This is a genomic window from Streptomyces sp. NPDC093591 (genome assembly GCF_044764885.1).
In the GTDB taxonomy this organism is placed as follows: Bacteria; Actinomycetota; Actinomycetes; order Streptomycetales; family Streptomycetaceae; genus Streptomyces.
The window spans coordinates 257,327-271,222 of sequence record NZ_JBIWIY010000006.1 but is presented as its reverse complement, the minus strand read 5'-3'; the positions used below and the strand labels follow the sequence as shown (position 1 = coordinate 271,222).

12 protein-coding genes and 1 pseudogene are annotated in these 13,896 nt (G+C 72.7%); 10 read left to right on the top strand and 3 right to left on the bottom strand.

Features of this window, described 5'->3' with window-relative positions:
• Positions 1-36: 36 nt before the first annotated feature.
• Positions 37-1,302 (top strand): annotated as a pseudogene (locus ACIREI_RS15455) (beta-ketoacyl-[acyl-carrier-protein] synthase family protein); the annotation flags it as partial.
• An 18-nt stretch (positions 1,303-1,320) separates the two neighbouring features.
• Here the strand turns inward: ACIREI_RS15455 and ACIREI_RS15450 are convergent.
• The gene (locus tag ACIREI_RS15450; RefSeq protein WP_403332631.1) at positions 1,321-2,367 is read right to left on the bottom strand and encodes a Ku protein; all 1,047 of its coding nucleotides are present in this window, start codon (positions 2,365-2,367) and stop codon (positions 1,321-1,323) included.
• Positions 2,368-2,409: 42 nt separating this feature from the next.
• On the opposite strand from ACIREI_RS15450, the gene ligD reads away from it, so the two are divergent.
• Positions 2,410-3,291, top strand: a complete 882-nt coding sequence (gene ligD / locus ACIREI_RS15445) for a non-homologous end-joining DNA ligase (RefSeq protein ID WP_403332629.1) — start codon at positions 2,410-2,412, stop codon at positions 3,289-3,291.
• 179 nt (positions 3,292-3,470) lie between these two features.
• On the opposite strand, the gene ACIREI_RS15440 is transcribed toward ligD, so the two are convergent.
• Positions 3,471-4,280 (bottom strand): nuclease-related domain-containing protein, encoded by an 810-nt coding sequence (locus ACIREI_RS15440; RefSeq protein ID WP_403332626.1) that lies wholly within the window; start codon positions 4,278-4,280, stop codon positions 3,471-3,473.
• Between the two features lie 114 nt (positions 4,281-4,394).
• Here ACIREI_RS15440 and ACIREI_RS15435 point away from each other — a divergent pair, with 114 nt between their 5' ends.
• From ACIREI_RS15435 to ACIREI_RS15410, 6 genes are all read left to right on the top strand, one after another.
• Complete coding sequence (locus ACIREI_RS15435) at positions 4,395-4,901, top strand: dual specificity protein phosphatase family protein (protein ID WP_403332623.1); 507 nt, start codon at positions 4,395-4,397, stop codon at positions 4,899-4,901.
• 92 nt (positions 4,902-4,993) lie between these two features.
• Positions 4,994-5,749 (top strand): hypothetical protein, encoded by a 756-nt coding sequence (locus ACIREI_RS15430; RefSeq protein ID WP_403332620.1) that lies wholly within the window; start codon positions 4,994-4,996, stop codon positions 5,747-5,749.
• Positions 5,746-6,981 (top strand): ATP-binding protein, encoded by a 1,236-nt coding sequence (locus ACIREI_RS15425; protein ID WP_403332618.1) that lies wholly within the window; start codon positions 5,746-5,748, stop codon positions 6,979-6,981. The genes ACIREI_RS15430 and ACIREI_RS15425 overlap by 4 nt, the downstream gene beginning before the upstream one ends.
• 216 nt (positions 6,982-7,197) lie before the next feature.
• Positions 7,198-7,716, top strand: coding sequence for an SH3 domain-containing protein (locus ACIREI_RS15420; RefSeq protein ID WP_403332615.1), 519 nt, complete (start codon positions 7,198-7,200; stop codon positions 7,714-7,716).
• 43 nt (positions 7,717-7,759) lie between these two features.
• Positions 7,760-9,187 (top strand): FtsW/RodA/SpoVE family cell cycle protein, encoded by a 1,428-nt coding sequence (locus tag ACIREI_RS15415; RefSeq protein ID WP_403332612.1) that lies wholly within the window; start codon positions 7,760-7,762, stop codon positions 9,185-9,187.
• Positions 9,184-10,659, top strand: coding sequence for a penicillin-binding transpeptidase domain-containing protein (locus ACIREI_RS15410; RefSeq protein WP_403332609.1), 1,476 nt, complete (start codon positions 9,184-9,186; stop codon positions 10,657-10,659). The genes ACIREI_RS15415 and ACIREI_RS15410 overlap by 4 nt, the downstream gene beginning before the upstream one ends.
• Here ACIREI_RS15410 and ACIREI_RS15405 read toward each other — a convergent pair.
• The gene (locus ACIREI_RS15405; protein WP_403332606.1) at positions 10,636-12,603 is read right to left on the bottom strand and encodes a nitrate- and nitrite sensing domain-containing protein; all 1,968 of its coding nucleotides are present in this window, start codon (positions 12,601-12,603) and stop codon (positions 10,636-10,638) included. The two genes, ACIREI_RS15410 and ACIREI_RS15405, sit on opposite strands and share 24 nt — an antisense overlap.
• 167 nt (positions 12,604-12,770) lie before the next feature.
• Between ACIREI_RS15405 and ACIREI_RS15400 the strand changes: the two genes are divergently transcribed.
• Both ACIREI_RS15400 and ACIREI_RS15395 read left to right on the top strand, forming a co-directional pair.
• The gene (locus tag ACIREI_RS15400) at positions 12,771-13,289 is read left to right on the top strand and encodes a DUF3291 domain-containing protein (RefSeq protein WP_403332603.1); all 519 of its coding nucleotides are present in this window, start codon (positions 12,771-12,773) and stop codon (positions 13,287-13,289) included.
• Between the two features lie 313 nt (positions 13,290-13,602).
• Entirely contained in the window at positions 13,603-13,887 is a 285-nt protein-coding gene (locus ACIREI_RS15395) for a hypothetical protein (RefSeq protein WP_403332600.1), read from the top strand.
• The last annotated feature ends 9 nt before the right edge of the window (positions 13,888-13,896 follow it).

Genomic DNA, 13,896 nt, shown 5'->3' with positions numbered 1-13,896 from the left:
CCTTTCAACCACCTGAGGGGGCATGCCCGGATGAGCGAGTCCGCCGCGTCCGCACCGCGAAGAGTCGTCGTGACCGGGCTCGGGGCGGTCACGCCCCTGGGCATCGGGACCGACGCGTTGTGGCAAGGACTGCTCGAAGGGCGCCACGGCATACGGGAGCTGGCGGATCCGGAGTTCGACGGGTTACCCGTGCGGGTGGCGGGGGTCGTACCCGTGGATCCCGGTCGGCTGCTGCCCCGGCCCGTCGCCCGGCGGATGAACCGGGCCGCCCGGTTCGGGGTGCTGGCCGCCCGGGAGGCGTGGGCCGACGCCGGGTTCACGGCGGGCGGCACCCGGGAGAGCGGGATCGATCCGGAGCGGGTGGGGGTGAGCCTCGGGGCCATCCTCGGGGACGCGTCCGTACTCGTGGGCGGGGACCGGCAGCTGCGGGAGAAGGGGCCCCGGGCCGTCTCGCCGCTCACCACTCCCATGACCGTGCCCTCGCAGGCCGCCTCGCAGGTCTCGCTCGATCTGCACATCACCGGCGAGGCCCGCACCGTGACGAGCGCGTGCGCGTCGGGGACCGAGGCCATAGGGCAGGCGATCGACCGCATACGGTACGGGCGGATCGACGTCGCTCTCGCGGGCGGCGCCGAAGCGGTCGTCACGCCGGCGATCATGGCGTCCTTCGCGGCGATGCGGGCCCTGGCCGACGGGGACCTGGCCGACGGGTCGCCCTCCCGGCCCTTCGCCAAGGACCGGGCCGGGTTCGTCAACGGCGAGGGTGCCGGGATCCTCGTACTGGAGGCCGAGGAGCACGCACGGGCCCGGGGAGCGCGGATCTACTGCGAGGCCGCCGGTTGGGGACTGTCCGCCGACGCCCACCACATGGCCGCCCCCGACCCGTCCGGCAACGGCATCGCGCTCGCCCTGCGACGGGCCCTGCGGGACGCCGGTGGCCGCGTCGGGGACGTCGTCCACGTGAACGCCCATGCCACGGCCACCGTCGAGGGCGACCTCGCGGAGGCGAGTGCGCTGCGGGCGGTGCTGGGACGACGGTCCGTACCGGTCACCGCGCTCAAGGGGCACCTCGGGCATCTGCAGGGGGCCGCGGGCGGGGTCGAGGCCGTCGCCGCCGCACTGACGCTGCATCACGGGGTGGTGCCGCCGACCGTGGGGTGCGAGGAGGTCGACGACGCGATCGACCTGGATGTGGTGACGGGGGTGCCGCGGGCGTTGCCGCGGGACGGGGACCTGGCGCTCAGCAACTCGTTCGGGTTCGGAGGGCACAACGCGGTACTGGTGCTGCGCCGGTCGGGCTGAGGCTCCGGTCGCCCCCGCTCACGCGCTGCGTTTGCGGGCCGCCGTCTTCTTGGCGGTCTTCGCGGTCTTGGCCGTGGTCTTCTTCGCCGTGCTCTTCGCCGTGCTCTTCGCCGCCGTCTTCTTCGCCCCCTGGGCCGTCTTCGACGTGGACTTCTTGGCCGACGCCGTCTTCTTGGCCGCCGTCTTCTTCGTCGCCGTCGACTTCTTGCCCGCCGCCTGCTTCGGGGCGGCTCTGGCCGCCTTGCGCTCCGGCAGACGTCTGACCTCGGCCGGCTCCTCGCCGCGCGACTCCTTCGCCGCGCGCACGCTGCTCTCCAGGGCCGCCATGAGGTCGAGGACCTTGCCGCCGGCGGCGGGTTCGGGCGCGGAGGGCGGGGCCTCGCCGGCCGCCTTCGCGGCGATGACCTCCTCGACGGCCTCGCGGTACTCGTCGTGCAGATCGTCGAGGTCGACCTCGCCGAGCGTGTCCATCAGGGCGTCCGCGAGGTCGAGTTCCTTGTCACGGACGGTGACGTCGACGTCGGGGGCGACGCCCTCGGGGGCGCGGACCTCGTCGGGCCAGAGCAGGCCGTGCATGGCGATGGCGTCACCGACGACCCGGAGCATGCCGAGCCGTTCCCGGCCGCGCAGCGCGAACTTGGCGATGGCGACCTTGTTGCTGCGCTTGAGCGCCTCGCGCAGCAGGGTGTACGGCTTGGCGGCGGGGGCGCCGCTCGCGGCGAGGTAGTACGCCGCGTCCATCTGGAGCGGGTCGATCCGGTCCTCCGGGACGAAGGCCACGATCTCGATCGTCTTCGCGGTCGGGATCGGCAGCTCGGCCAGGTCCTCGTCGGTGATCGGGATGATCGAGCCGTCCGCGTCCTCGTACCCCTTGCCGATCTCGCCCTGGGTGACCTCGCGGTCCTCCAGCTCGCAGAACTTGCGGTAGCGGATCCGGCCGCCGTCCTCGGTGTGGATCTGGCGGAAGGAGATCGAGTGGCTCTCGGTCGCGTTCACCACCTTGATCGGGATACTGACCAAGCCGAAGGAGATGGCGCCGTTCCAGATGGATCGCACGTTCAGCACCTTTCGAGGCGATTACGGCCGGTTTCATGTGATTCTCATCGTATGACGCCGATCACAGAGGTGGAGGGGCGACGGCTCGCGCTCAGCAACCTGGAGAAGGTGCTGTATCCGGCGGCCGGGTTCGCCAAGGGCGAGGTGCTGCACTACTACGCGACCATCGCCGACGTATTGCTGCCGCATCTGCGCGACCGGCCGGTGTCCTTCCTGCGCTACCCGGACGGGCCGGACGGACAGGTGTTCTTCACCAAGAACGTGCCGCCGGGTACGCCCGAGTGGGTCACCACCGCCGAGGTGCCCCGGGTGGAAGGACCGGCGCGGATGGTGCTGGTGCAGGATCTGCCCTCACTGATGTGGGCGGCCAACCTCGTCACGGAGTTCCACACGCCGCAGTGGCTGATCGACGCGCCCGGCGAGGCCGACCGGCTGGTCTTCGACCTCGACCCCGGCTCGCCCGCCACCGTCGTCGAGTGCTGCGAGGTGGCCCTCTGGCTGCGTGAGCGTCTGGCGGCCGACGGCATCGAGGCCTACGCCAAGACCTCCGGCTCCAAGGGCCTCCACCTCGCCGCCGCCATCCGGCCGGCCCCCTCCGAGCAGGCCACCGAGTACGCCAAGGAGCTCGCCGTGGAGGCCGAGAAGGCCATGCCCCGGCTCGTGATCCACCGGATGACGAAGAGCCTGCGGCCCGGCAAGGTCTTCGTCGACTGGAGCCAGAACGCCGCCCGCAAGACCACGGCCACGCCCTACACCCTGCGCGCCCGCCGCACCCCGACCGTGTCCGCGCCGGTCACCTGGGAGGAGGTGGAGGACTGCCGCTCCCCCATCTCCTTGACCTTCCTCGCCGCGGACCTGACCCCACGCCTCCAGGACTACGGCGACCTGCTCGCTCCGCTGCTGGAGGCGGACCGGGCGGGCGCACTGCCGTGACCGTTCGTGGCCGTCGGCCTCACATTCCCGACGGCCCCTTTCCAGCGCCGGCCCAGGCACTTCAGCCCGTCCGGGGGTGCCCCCTCTGGGGGAGTTTGAGGACGAGGCCCGTTCAGGGCCGAAGCGGGGGTCTGGGGGCGGCAGCCCCCAAGGACGGCCACCCCGGCCGACCCGGCCGTTCAGCCGGGTGCACCCCACACCCGCCGGTCCCTAGCCACCGCATGCAGCGCCTCCACATCCGCCGGCTTCAACAACCCGCCCAGCCGAGCCAGCCCCTCCACCTCCGTGTCCCGTAGGAGGCGCAGGTCCCGCACCGGCCCGGGGATCGCCACGTCGGCCGCCCCGACCAGCACGAGGACCGGCCGGACCTCCGCGGTCAGGGCGTACGAGGCGCGGTCGGCGTCGGCACGGACGCGGCGCAGCAGGGGATACGGCTCGCGGCGCCCGAGGGAGACCATCGGGTCGGCGACGGTCACCTTCTGCTTACGGGCGTACAGGCTGTGCAGCGCGAACAGCCCCCCGGGCCCGATCACCAGGTGGTGGATGCGGTCACCGCCGGGAAGCGGAATGGAGTGCAGCGCGTGCCAGCCCGCGCCGTCCAGCCGGTCCAGCGCCTCGCCGACCGTCCGCTCCGCCGTCAGCGCCCCCACCCGCGGGTCGGGGCGGCGCAGCCGGTGGGAGCGGGCCGGATCCCGGTCGAGGGAGACGATGAGCGCCTCGCCGGGGCGGTTGGGCGCGAGGTCGTCGTCGGGGTGCAGGGACAGCCGGGCCAGCTCGGCGGGCGTGGGGACCGGCGGCGGGCCCACCGTCACCGGGCCGGTGACGAAGGGGCCGAGCGCCTCCAGCACATCCTCCCGGCGGTCGTCGCTGAGCAGGTTGATCCTGGCGGCCTCACGGTCGTACCAGGCGAGGTTGCGCCCGTCCGTGAGGCAGACGTAGAGCCGCTCCCGGCCGTGCCGCCAGGTCGGTATGACGCGCAGTCCGCTCATGCACCATCACCCCACTGACCATGGGAACAGGCGGGGTGCCGCGGGGGCAAGAACCCGGTTACCTTTGCCAGGAGTTGGGCAGACCCCCCGGGAGGGGTGGTTGGGGAGGCGCCGTTGCGTACCCGCAGGAAGCAACCCGACGTACCGGCTCCGGACAGCCCGTGGAGCGAGATCGTGCCCGGCCTGTGGATGGGCGGGCACGAGTTCCGGGGGTCGTCGGGACAACTGGAGTTCGTCGTCGTACAGGACGAGTTCGATCTCGTACAGACTCTGCTGCGCCTGCCGGGACACGGGCCCGATCCCGGGGTCGAGCACCATGTGTGGCCGATCCCCGACGGGCCGCTGGACGGGACCCAGCTCGCCGGGGTGATACGGCTGGCGGAGGCGGCGTGCGAGGCGCTGGACGAGGGCCGCAGGGTCCTCGTTCGCTGTTACCACGGGTACAACCGCTCGGGACTCGTCATCGCGCACGCCCTCATCCGCCGGAGCCACTCCGCCGAGCAGGCGATCCGGCTGATACGCTCCCGCCGCTCTCCGTGGGCCCTGCACAACGACCTGTTCGTCGACTACCTCCGGGCCGGCCTGTCGACCGCCCGACTCCTCGAGGAACTCGCCGAGTAACCGTTTCGCCCGTCCGCCCACCGGGTGCGCAAAAAGGACTTCCGTACGAATAGGGTGTACGGGCCTACGCCCGTCCCAGCCCCAGGAGAACCGTGCCTCGCAGCCGCCCCACGCGCGCCGTCGCGCTCGGTGCCCTTGTCGCACTGCTGCTGCCGGCGGTGACGGCCTGCGGTGACGCCGGGGGGCTCCAGGGGGCGGGCCCGACCGAGACCGCGGTCAGCCCGGACAAGCTCTGGCCGGAACTGACGCCGGCGTCCCGTCCCGCCTATGAGATCGGCGAGGTGAACAGGGAGACCGTCAAGGGCGTCACCGTCGCCGGGGGCGACATCCGCGACGTGGACCCGGTGGCGGTCGTACGCAAGGAGATCGCCGAGAGCCCGGACGACTTCACCGGCAAGGACGCGGCGTACGGGCAGACCGGCCGTCTGATGGCCGAGTGCGCCAAGGGCGCCGGGCGCGGCAGGTGCCCGGTGCTCCAGCCGTACTACCGGGATCTGACCGGCGACGGGCACCCCGAGCTGACGCTGGGCTTCAAACTGATGCCCGGCCGGACCACCGCGGTGCGCGTCTACACCGTCGAGAAGCGCAGGCTGGTGCAGGTGATGAGCTGGGACGACGCCATCAGCGGCGTCGAACTGGCCGGACGCTCGGTGATCCTGCGCTCGCCCTCCGAGGTGGCCGGGTACGAGTACCGGCTGCAGTGGACCTGGGCGGCGGACCAGAAGGCGATGCTGCTCACGCACGACGAGATGCTGCGCACCGGCCATCGCAAGAAGACGCCCCACCCGTCGCCCTCACGTTCCGCCTCGCCCTCCCGGTCCGCCTCCCCCTCGGCGAGCACCCCATGAGGCTCGCGCTCCCCCGGTGGGCCGGCCCGCTCGCCGTGAAGGCCGCCGTCTTCATCACGGTGATGTGCTGCGCGCTCGCGGCGCTGCTCGGCATCCTCGTCCACGTCTCGGTGACGAACCAGACCGTCGGCCAGGCCCGTGACCTCGCGCTGTCCCGGCTGGAGGACGCGACGGCGGCGTTCGAGGCCGGGGACCCGCTCGGGCACGGTGTCGGCCTGGATCCGCCGGAGCTGCCGGAGTCCCTGCGGGAGCTGGCGTGGGCCGGCGAGCGCGGCACGATGGTCGCCGACCACCACGGGCGCCCCACCATGTGGGCGGCGGGGCCGGTCGACGGCGAGCGGGCCCTCGCGGTCGAGGTCGACTACTCGCAGCAGGCGCGCACCATCGAGGGGCTGGACCGGGCGATCCTGTGGTCGTCGGTCCTGGCGATCGGGGCGACGCTGCTGATGGGCGCGTTCGCGGTGACCCGGGTGACGCGGCGGCTGCACGCCACGGCCCGGGTGGCCCGGCGGATCAGCGGCGGCGACCTGGACGCGCGGGTCGACGATCCGCGTACGAAGGACCCGAGCCGCCCGCAGGACGAGGTGGCCGCCGTCGCCGCCGCCCTCGACTCCATGGCGTCGTCACTGCAGAGCAAGCTGCTGTCCGAGCAGCGGTTCACGGCGGACGTGGCGCACGAGCTGCGCACACCGTTGACCGGGCTGCACGCGGCGGCCGAGCTGCTGCCGCCGGGGCGGCCGACGGAGCTGGTGCAGGACCGGGTGGCCGCGTTGCGCACGCTGACCGAGGATCTGCTGGAGATCTCGCGGCTGGACACCGGGCGGGAGCGGCTGGAGTCGGACAGTGAGCCGCTCGCGGCGCTGGCGGAGCGGGTGGTGCGCGGGTCCGGCACCGACACGGAGGTCGTCGTCGTACGGGACGCCGTGGTGGAGACCGACCGGCGGCGCCTGGAGCGGGTGCTCGGGAATCTGGTGGCGAACGCGCACAAGCACGGGCGGCGGCCGGTGTCCCTGACCGTGGACGGGCCGGTGGTCACCGTGCGGGATCACGGGGCGGGCTATCCGGAGTACCTCCTCGCGCATGGGCCGCAGCGGTTCCGTACGGAGGGCGGAGCCAAGGGGCACGGGCTGGGGCTGACCATCGCGCTGGGTCAGGCGGAGGTACTCGGCGCACGGCTGACGTTCACCAACGCGGCGGACGGCGGGGCCGTGGCCACGTTGACGCTCCGCTAGGGAGACCGGTTTCGACCAAGAGCTCGGGGCCTCTGGTTGTTCGTCGGGCGCGGGATGGTGGGGGCTTGTCGCGCCCGCGCGGCGGAGCCGCACATCGACACAGCCTCGCGCCCCTGCGGGGCGCTGCCCCTATGGCCCAGCGTGGCGCGCGACCCTCCCGACGCGCTCTTAATGTGGCGGTTAGTCAGGTTCGCCCCCTCTTTCCTGGAGGTTCCCATGGCCCTGCGCTCGCGCCTCGCCATATCCATAGCCGTCGGCACTCTTACCGTCGCGGCCTTCGCCACGCCCGCTGCCGCCGATGACGAGTGGGGGTCCGGGAGCGACTCGGGCGCGTCCCAGGGGGACTGGGGCGGGGGCCAGGATGACGGAGGCGGCGGCCAGGGCGGCGACGGGGGCGAGGGGCAGGGCGGCGACGGGGGCGGCGGCCAGGGCGGCGACGGGGGCGGCGACTGGGGCGGCGGCCAGGGCGGCGACGGGGGCGACCGGGACGACGACGACCGTCGGTTCGCCAAGGGGCGCGTCACCGCGAACACCCTGCTGCTGCGCAGTGCGCCCAACCGGCGCAGCCAGGTGATCCGGGTCGTCCACAAGGGCGACATCGTCAGGATCTTCTGCAAGACGCCGGGCCAGCGGATCCAGGGCAACCCCCTGTGGTACCTGCTCGCGGACGGCACCTGGGCCTGGGGTGCGGCCCGGTACATCGACAACATCGGGCCCGCGCCGCGCTGGTGCTGAGCCGTAAGGCACACAAGACGGACTATTTGGGTAGGTTCCGGGCATGACCAAGGCCGGAACCACCGGAACCACCCTGGTGGCAGCGGACGCGCCCGCTCCCGCCGCACGTCTCCCCCGGCGCCGTGGCATCGAACTGTCCCTGATCGTCGTGGCCGTCCTGCTCTCCGTGTACGGCTACTGCGCGGTCGGCCTCGCCAAGAACGGCACCGTCCCGCCCGGTGCCGCCGGTTACGGAGCCGGGCTCGGCGTGCTCGCGCTGGTCGCCCATCTGGCGGTGCGCCTGCGCGCCCCCTGCGCCGATCCCCTGCTGCTGCCGATCGGCGTACTGCTCAACGGCCTCGGCCTGGTCCTGATCTACCGGCTCGACCTGGAGACACCGGGCGACCACGCGGCACCCGCCCAACTCATCTGGTCCACGCTGGGCGTGGCGCTGTTCATCGTGGTCGTACTGCTGCTGCGCGACCATCGTGTACTCCAGCGCTACTCCTACGTCTGTGTCGTGGCCGCCCTCGTCCTGCTCACCCTGCCGATCTTCTTCCCCTCGGTGAACGGCGCCCGCATCTGGATCCGGATCGCCGGATTCTCCATCCAGCCCGGCGAGTTCGCGAAGGTGCTGCTCGCGGTGTTCTTCGCGGCGTATCTGGCCGCCAACCGCAGTGCGCTGGCGTACACGGGCCGTCGTGTCCTCGGGATCGACCGACTGCAACTGCCCACCGGGCGCGTCCTCGGCCCGATCGTCGCCATCTGGCTGCTGAGCGTGGGCGTGCTGGTCCTCGAACGCGACCTCGGCACCTCACTGCTGTTCTTCGGCCTGTTCGTGGTCCTTCTCTACGTCGCCACGGGCCGCACCGGCTGGATCGCGCTCGGCCTGCTCCTCGCGGCGCTCGGCGCGGTGGCCGTCGGCCAGCTGGAGCCGCATGTGCACAGCAGGGTCGAGGACTGGCAGCACCCGTTCGCCTCGATCGACGCGGGCGAGGGCCCCAACCAGCTGGCCCAGTCGCTGTTCGCCTTCGCGGCGGGCGGCATGTTCGGCACGGGACTGGGGCTCGGCCACTCCATCCTGATCGGCTTCGCGGCCAAGTCGGACTTCATCCTGGCGACGGCCGGGGAGGAGCTGGGCCTGGCGGGCCTGACGGCGATCTTCCTCCTCTACGGCCTGCTGGTGGAGCGCGGCTACCGGGCGGGCCTCGCCCTGCGGGACCCCTTCGGCCGGCTGCTCGCGGTGGGGCTCGCCTCGATCCTGGCGCTCCAGGTGTTCGTGATCGCGGGCGGGGTGACGGGCCTGATCCCGCTGACGGGCATGGCGATGCCGTTCCTCGCCCAGGGAGGCTCGTCGGTGGTCACCAACTGGGCGATGGTGGCGCTGCTGATCCGGGTGAGCGACCGGTCACGCAGCCGGCTCGGCGTTCCCAAGGGCGAGGAGGCAGACCGAATGACGGCGTACGACGACCGCGCGGAGGCCGCCCGATGACCCGGCACATCCGCCATGCCGCGTTCTTCTGCGCCCTGCTGCTGATCGCGCTGCTCGTGAACGCCACCCGCCTGCAGGTCTTCGAGGCCCCCGGCTACGACGACAACATCGCCAACCGCCGTGCCAACTTCGCCCGTTACGGGCAGCCGCGCGGCGACATCCTGGTCGGCCGTGAACCGGTCACCGGCTCCCACGACACCGGGGAGCACCTCCGCTACGAACGGACGTACGCCAACGGCCCGATGTACGCCCCCGTCACCGGCTACGCCTCGCAGGTGTACGGCACATCGCTCCTGGAGCACACCGAGGACGGCGTCCTGTCCGGCACGGACCCGCTGCTCTCGCCGTTCCCGTTCTGGAAGGGCCTCGCCCGCGGCCGCAACCCCGGCGGCGACGTCGTCACCACCCTGCACCGGGGCGCGCAGGAGGCGGCGTACGAAGGGCTGGCCGGCCGCAAGGGCGCGGTGGCGGCGATCGAACCGGCGACCGGGCGGATCCTGGCCCTGGTGTCCGCCCCGTCGTACGACCCGTCCGTACTGTCGGGGAACGGCTCGTCCGTGCCCCGATCCTGGAAGTCGCTGAACGGCGACGCGGACAAACCGATGCTCAACCGGGCGGTGCGCAAGACGTATCCGCCGGGTTCGACGTTCAAGGTGGTGACCGCGGCGGCCGCCTTGGACTCGGGCGTGGTCCAGGACCTGGACGAGCCGACCGACTCCCCGGATCCGTACCGTCTCCCGGGCACCCGGACCTCGCTGACGAACGCGTCCGACGGCTGCGAGGACGTTCCGCTGCGGAAAGCCTTCGAGTGGTCGTGCAACACGGTCTTCGCCAAGCTCGGCGTGCGGGTGGGGGCGAAGCGGATGGCGGCGACGGCTGGGGCCTTCGGTTTCAACGACGCGGACCTGCGGATCCCGTTCTCGGTCGCCGAGTCCACCTTCGACCCGAAGGTGGACCGGGCTCAGCTCGCCCTGTCGTCGATCGGCCAGTACAACACGCGGGCCACTCCGCTGCAGATGGCGATGGTCGCGGCGGCCGTGGCGAACGGCGGCAAGGTGCGCTCGCCGTATCTGGTGGAGCGCACGACCCGGGCGAGGGGCGGCACGGTCTCGACGGCCGGGTCACGCCCGGCGCGGCAGGCCATGCACCCGTCGACCGCCGTACTGCTGAAGGAACTGATGGCGGACGCGGTGCGCGAGGGCACCGGCACGAACGCCTGGATCCCCGGCGCGACCGTCGGCGGCAAGACCGGCACGGCCCAGCACGGCCTGGGCAACTCCGGGACGCCGTACGCCTGGTTCGTCTCCTGGGCGCAGGGCGACCGCGATCTGGAGCCCAAGGTCGCGGTCGCGGTGGTCGTGGAGGACGCGGACGCGGACCGGGGCGAGATCAGCGGGGGCGGGGACGCGGCGCCGATCGCGCGGGCGGTGATGCAGGCGGTGCTGAAGTCATCCTCGAAGGGCGGCGGTTGACGTCGGCGCCTGCATCAGGGCGGCCGGCAGGGCGACGTACGCGGTGACGCCCGTGCCCTGGGTGGGGCGCAGCTCGACGTGGGCGCCGAGGCGGGCGGCGAGGGCGCCGACGACGTGGTGCCCGAGGAACCGGGTCGGGGCGGCGTGCGGGGAGTCGGCCTTCCCCGACAGCACGGCGTTGGACTCGGCCAGGCGCTCCGGGGTCATCCCGATCCCCCGGTCCACGACGGCCAGGCAGTACTCGGCGCCGTCCCGCCAGCCGTAGACCTCGACGGGCTGCGCGGGCGGGCTGAACATCAGCGCGTTCTCCACCAACTCGGCGAGCAGGTGGGACAGTTCGGCGACGCAGTGGCCGCGGACGCCGCCCTGCTCGATGTCCACCGCGGCCACCCTGCGGTACTGCTCGACCTCCGACACCGCCGACCGCACCACGTCGGCGACGGGGACCGTGCCCTTCCAGGACCGGGCCGGCGACTCCTCCCCGGCGAGCACGAGGAGGGACTCGGCGTTGCGACGCATCCGGGTTGCCAGGTGGTCGAGTTCGAAGAGCTCCGCGAGGGCGTCCGGATCGAGCTCCTGGCTCTCCAGGGTGGTGATCAGGCCGAGCTGCCGGTTGAGCAGGCTCTGGTTGCGGCGGCCGAGGCTGGCCAGGGACTCCGTGCTGGTGCGGCGCAGGACGGCCTGCTGGGCGGCGAGTCCGACGGCGGCGTCCTCGACGTTGCGCAGGGCGGCGGCCAGACGGCTGATCTCCCGCGCGCCACCGGGAAGTTCGGGCCGCTCGACATCGTCGGAGAGCGGTGTGTCCGGGCCGGCCTCCTGGATCCGCCGGACGGCTTCGGGCAGCCGGCTCCCGGCAACGGCGTCCGCTTCGTCGGCGAGGGCGCCGAGGGGCCGGGTGATGGAGCGGGCCGAGAAGACGGCGAGCGCTACGGCCACGGCGAGGATCAGCGCCCCGAGGGCGAGGAAGCCGCCGAGCTGGCGTGTGGCGGCGGAACCGGCCTCGGCGGCCCGCGCACGGACGTCGTCGCCGACCGACCGCTGCACCCCGTGCAGATCGTCGACGAGGGTGCTCATGTCGGCCCACCAGCGGCCGGGGGAAACCGCGAGAGCGGATCCGTCGGCCCCCCGCTCGGCCCGCGCCTCGTATCCGACGACCCGGCGCGCGGCGGCCGTACCGAAGGCACCGTCGAGCGCGGACTCCTCGCCGTCCCCCGCGAGCTGCCGGAACTGCCCCAGGGCGGCCACCCGGGCGGCCCGCACCTCCGTGAAGTCCAGGTACTCGCCGTCCCGGAACCGCCCGGCCGCGAACACCCCGTTGAGGGAGCCGCGTTCGAGTGCGACGGCCTCGGTGGCCCGGGCGAGGGCCTGGAGCGCCTGCACGCCCTGCGCGATCCGCCGGTCGCCGTCCGGGGCACCGGCCGACTCGGCGTCGATGAGAGCGGTGACGGCCCTGGTGTACGTCCGCAGGGTGGCGGCACGATCGGCGGTACCGGCGTCGGCATCCTCGCGCGTCGCGGTGAGGGCGGCGAAGGGAACGTCGGCGGCCCGCAGCGCGGAGACCGCGGCGTCGGGCAGCGCCCCGCTCTCCTCGTCGAGCGCGGCACGCAGGGCGTCCCGTGCCTCGTCGGTACGGACGCGCTGCGCGGCGACGTCGTCGCGGTAGCCCTCCTCACCGCCCAACAGCCCGTTGGTCAGCCCGCGTTCGCGCTGCACCTCCCTGACCAGCTCCTGTGCCCGCAACAGCACCCCGACCTGCGCCTCGGTCGCCCGGGCGGCGGACCAGTCGGCGGCCCGGTCGGCGACGCCGAGCCCGATCAGGGCGAGCAGCAGACAGGTCGGAACGGCCAGCACGATGGCCATCCGGCCGCGGATGGAGTTCCAGCCGGGAAGGCCGGCCGGGCGGCGGACGCTGGAGCGGAGGGCGGTCAGTACATTCCCCGTCATGCCCGGCGACGCTACGGGCGGGCCGGTCAGGGCACGGTTTCCCGCCCGTAAGACGTCGGTGCACAGGTACTCACGCACACGCCGTCCCGCCTGTGAAAGAGGGACATGTGCCCACGTACTGAGACGCCCCCTGGGCCCGCGACCGCTCCCGACCTATCGTTCGGTCCATGACGCCATCAACCGCCCCGGAAGCCGCCTACGAACTCGCCCAGGTCAACATCGCCCGCCTCAAGGCCCCGCTGGATTCCCCGCAGTTGAAGGACTTCGTCGACAACCTCGACCCCGTCAACGCCGACGCCGACGCCGCCGACGGCTTCGTCTGGCGGCTGAAGGGCGACTCCGGCGACGCGACCGACGTGAGCGTCTTCGGCGACGAGTGGCTGATCATCAATTTGACGATGTGGCGGGACACGAACGCGCTGACCGCGTACATGTACCAGGGCCGCCACCGCGAGATGCTGGCCCGCCGCCGGGAGTGGTTCGAAAAGGTGCAGGAGGCGATGACGGCGCTGTGGTGGGTGCCGGCCGGCCACCGGCCGACGGTGGCGGAGGCCGAGTCCCGCCTCCTGCACCTGCGCACCCACGGACCGACGCCGTACGCCTTCAACCTGCGCACGTCGTTCCCGGCGCAGGGGGCGGAGCCGGTGCTGGGCGAGGTGCCGGAGGGGCTGGGGTGCTCGGTCTAGAAGTTCCCGGCGCCACGACCACTCCTCAGCCATGACCTCGACGCCCTCGCGGGCGGCCACGATGCCGCCCGTGGTAGCGCGGGTGCGCCCTGCTCGCCGGGCAGAAACTGGGTCGACGACCCGGGACTGAAGTCCCGGGCTCGCACAACGGGCGCCACTGGCGGTGGTGCTGCGCTTGCGTCCTGTCCCGCCCTCGGGTTTCGGGGGCGGGTCTGGGGCGGTTGACTGCGCCCCGCGCCGCCACAACGTGCGTTGCGGCTTGGTGCGCAGCGTGCGTTCGCGCAGCCGTCCCCGGTTCAGGGCGCGACCGGCCATGATCTGGCCGTCCGAGGTGGTGGCGATGTTCACGATGCCCAGATCAATGCCGAGGAAGCCGTCCTGGGTGGTGTTCGGCTCCGCCTCGGGGATCTCGCAGGTGGCGTTCAGAAACCACATGCCGTCGCGGTACAGCAGGTCGGACTCGCCCTTGCGGTACAGGGCCGGCCGGGCCAACTGCTCCGGTGAGGCGGTGAACGCCACCCCTTTCACCCGGCCCGACAGCGTCCAGATCGAGACCGTGCGGTCGGGGATCTGCCAGGACAGCATCCGGTCGTCATAGGGCTGGGCG

Coding starts and splice junctions, on each gene's coding strand:
- ACIREI_RS15425 (WP_403332618.1), top strand. CDS start 5,746: ATGAGGCTCGCGCTCCCCCGGTGGGCCGGCCCGCTCGCCGTGAAGGCC.
- ACIREI_RS15395 (WP_403332600.1), top strand. CDS start 13,603: ATGATCTGGCCGTCCGAGGTGGTGGCGATGTTCACGATGCCCAGATCA.
- ACIREI_RS15405 (WP_403332606.1), bottom strand. CDS start 12,603: ATGACGGGGAATGTACTGACCGCCCTCCGCTCCAGCGTCCGCCGCCCG.
- ACIREI_RS15440 (WP_403332626.1), bottom strand. CDS start 4,280: ATGAGCGGACTGCGCGTCATACCGACCTGGCGGCACGGCCGGGAGCGG.
- ACIREI_RS15420 (WP_403332615.1), top strand. CDS start 7,198: ATGGCCCTGCGCTCGCGCCTCGCCATATCCATAGCCGTCGGCACTCTT.
- ACIREI_RS15415 (WP_403332612.1), top strand. CDS start 7,760: ATGACCAAGGCCGGAACCACCGGAACCACCCTGGTGGCAGCGGACGCG.
- ACIREI_RS15400 (WP_403332603.1), top strand. CDS start 12,771: ATGACGCCATCAACCGCCCCGGAAGCCGCCTACGAACTCGCCCAGGTC.
- ligD (WP_403332629.1), top strand. CDS start 2,410: ATGACGCCGATCACAGAGGTGGAGGGGCGACGGCTCGCGCTCAGCAAC.
- ACIREI_RS15410 (WP_403332609.1), top strand. CDS start 9,184: ATGACCCGGCACATCCGCCATGCCGCGTTCTTCTGCGCCCTGCTGCTG.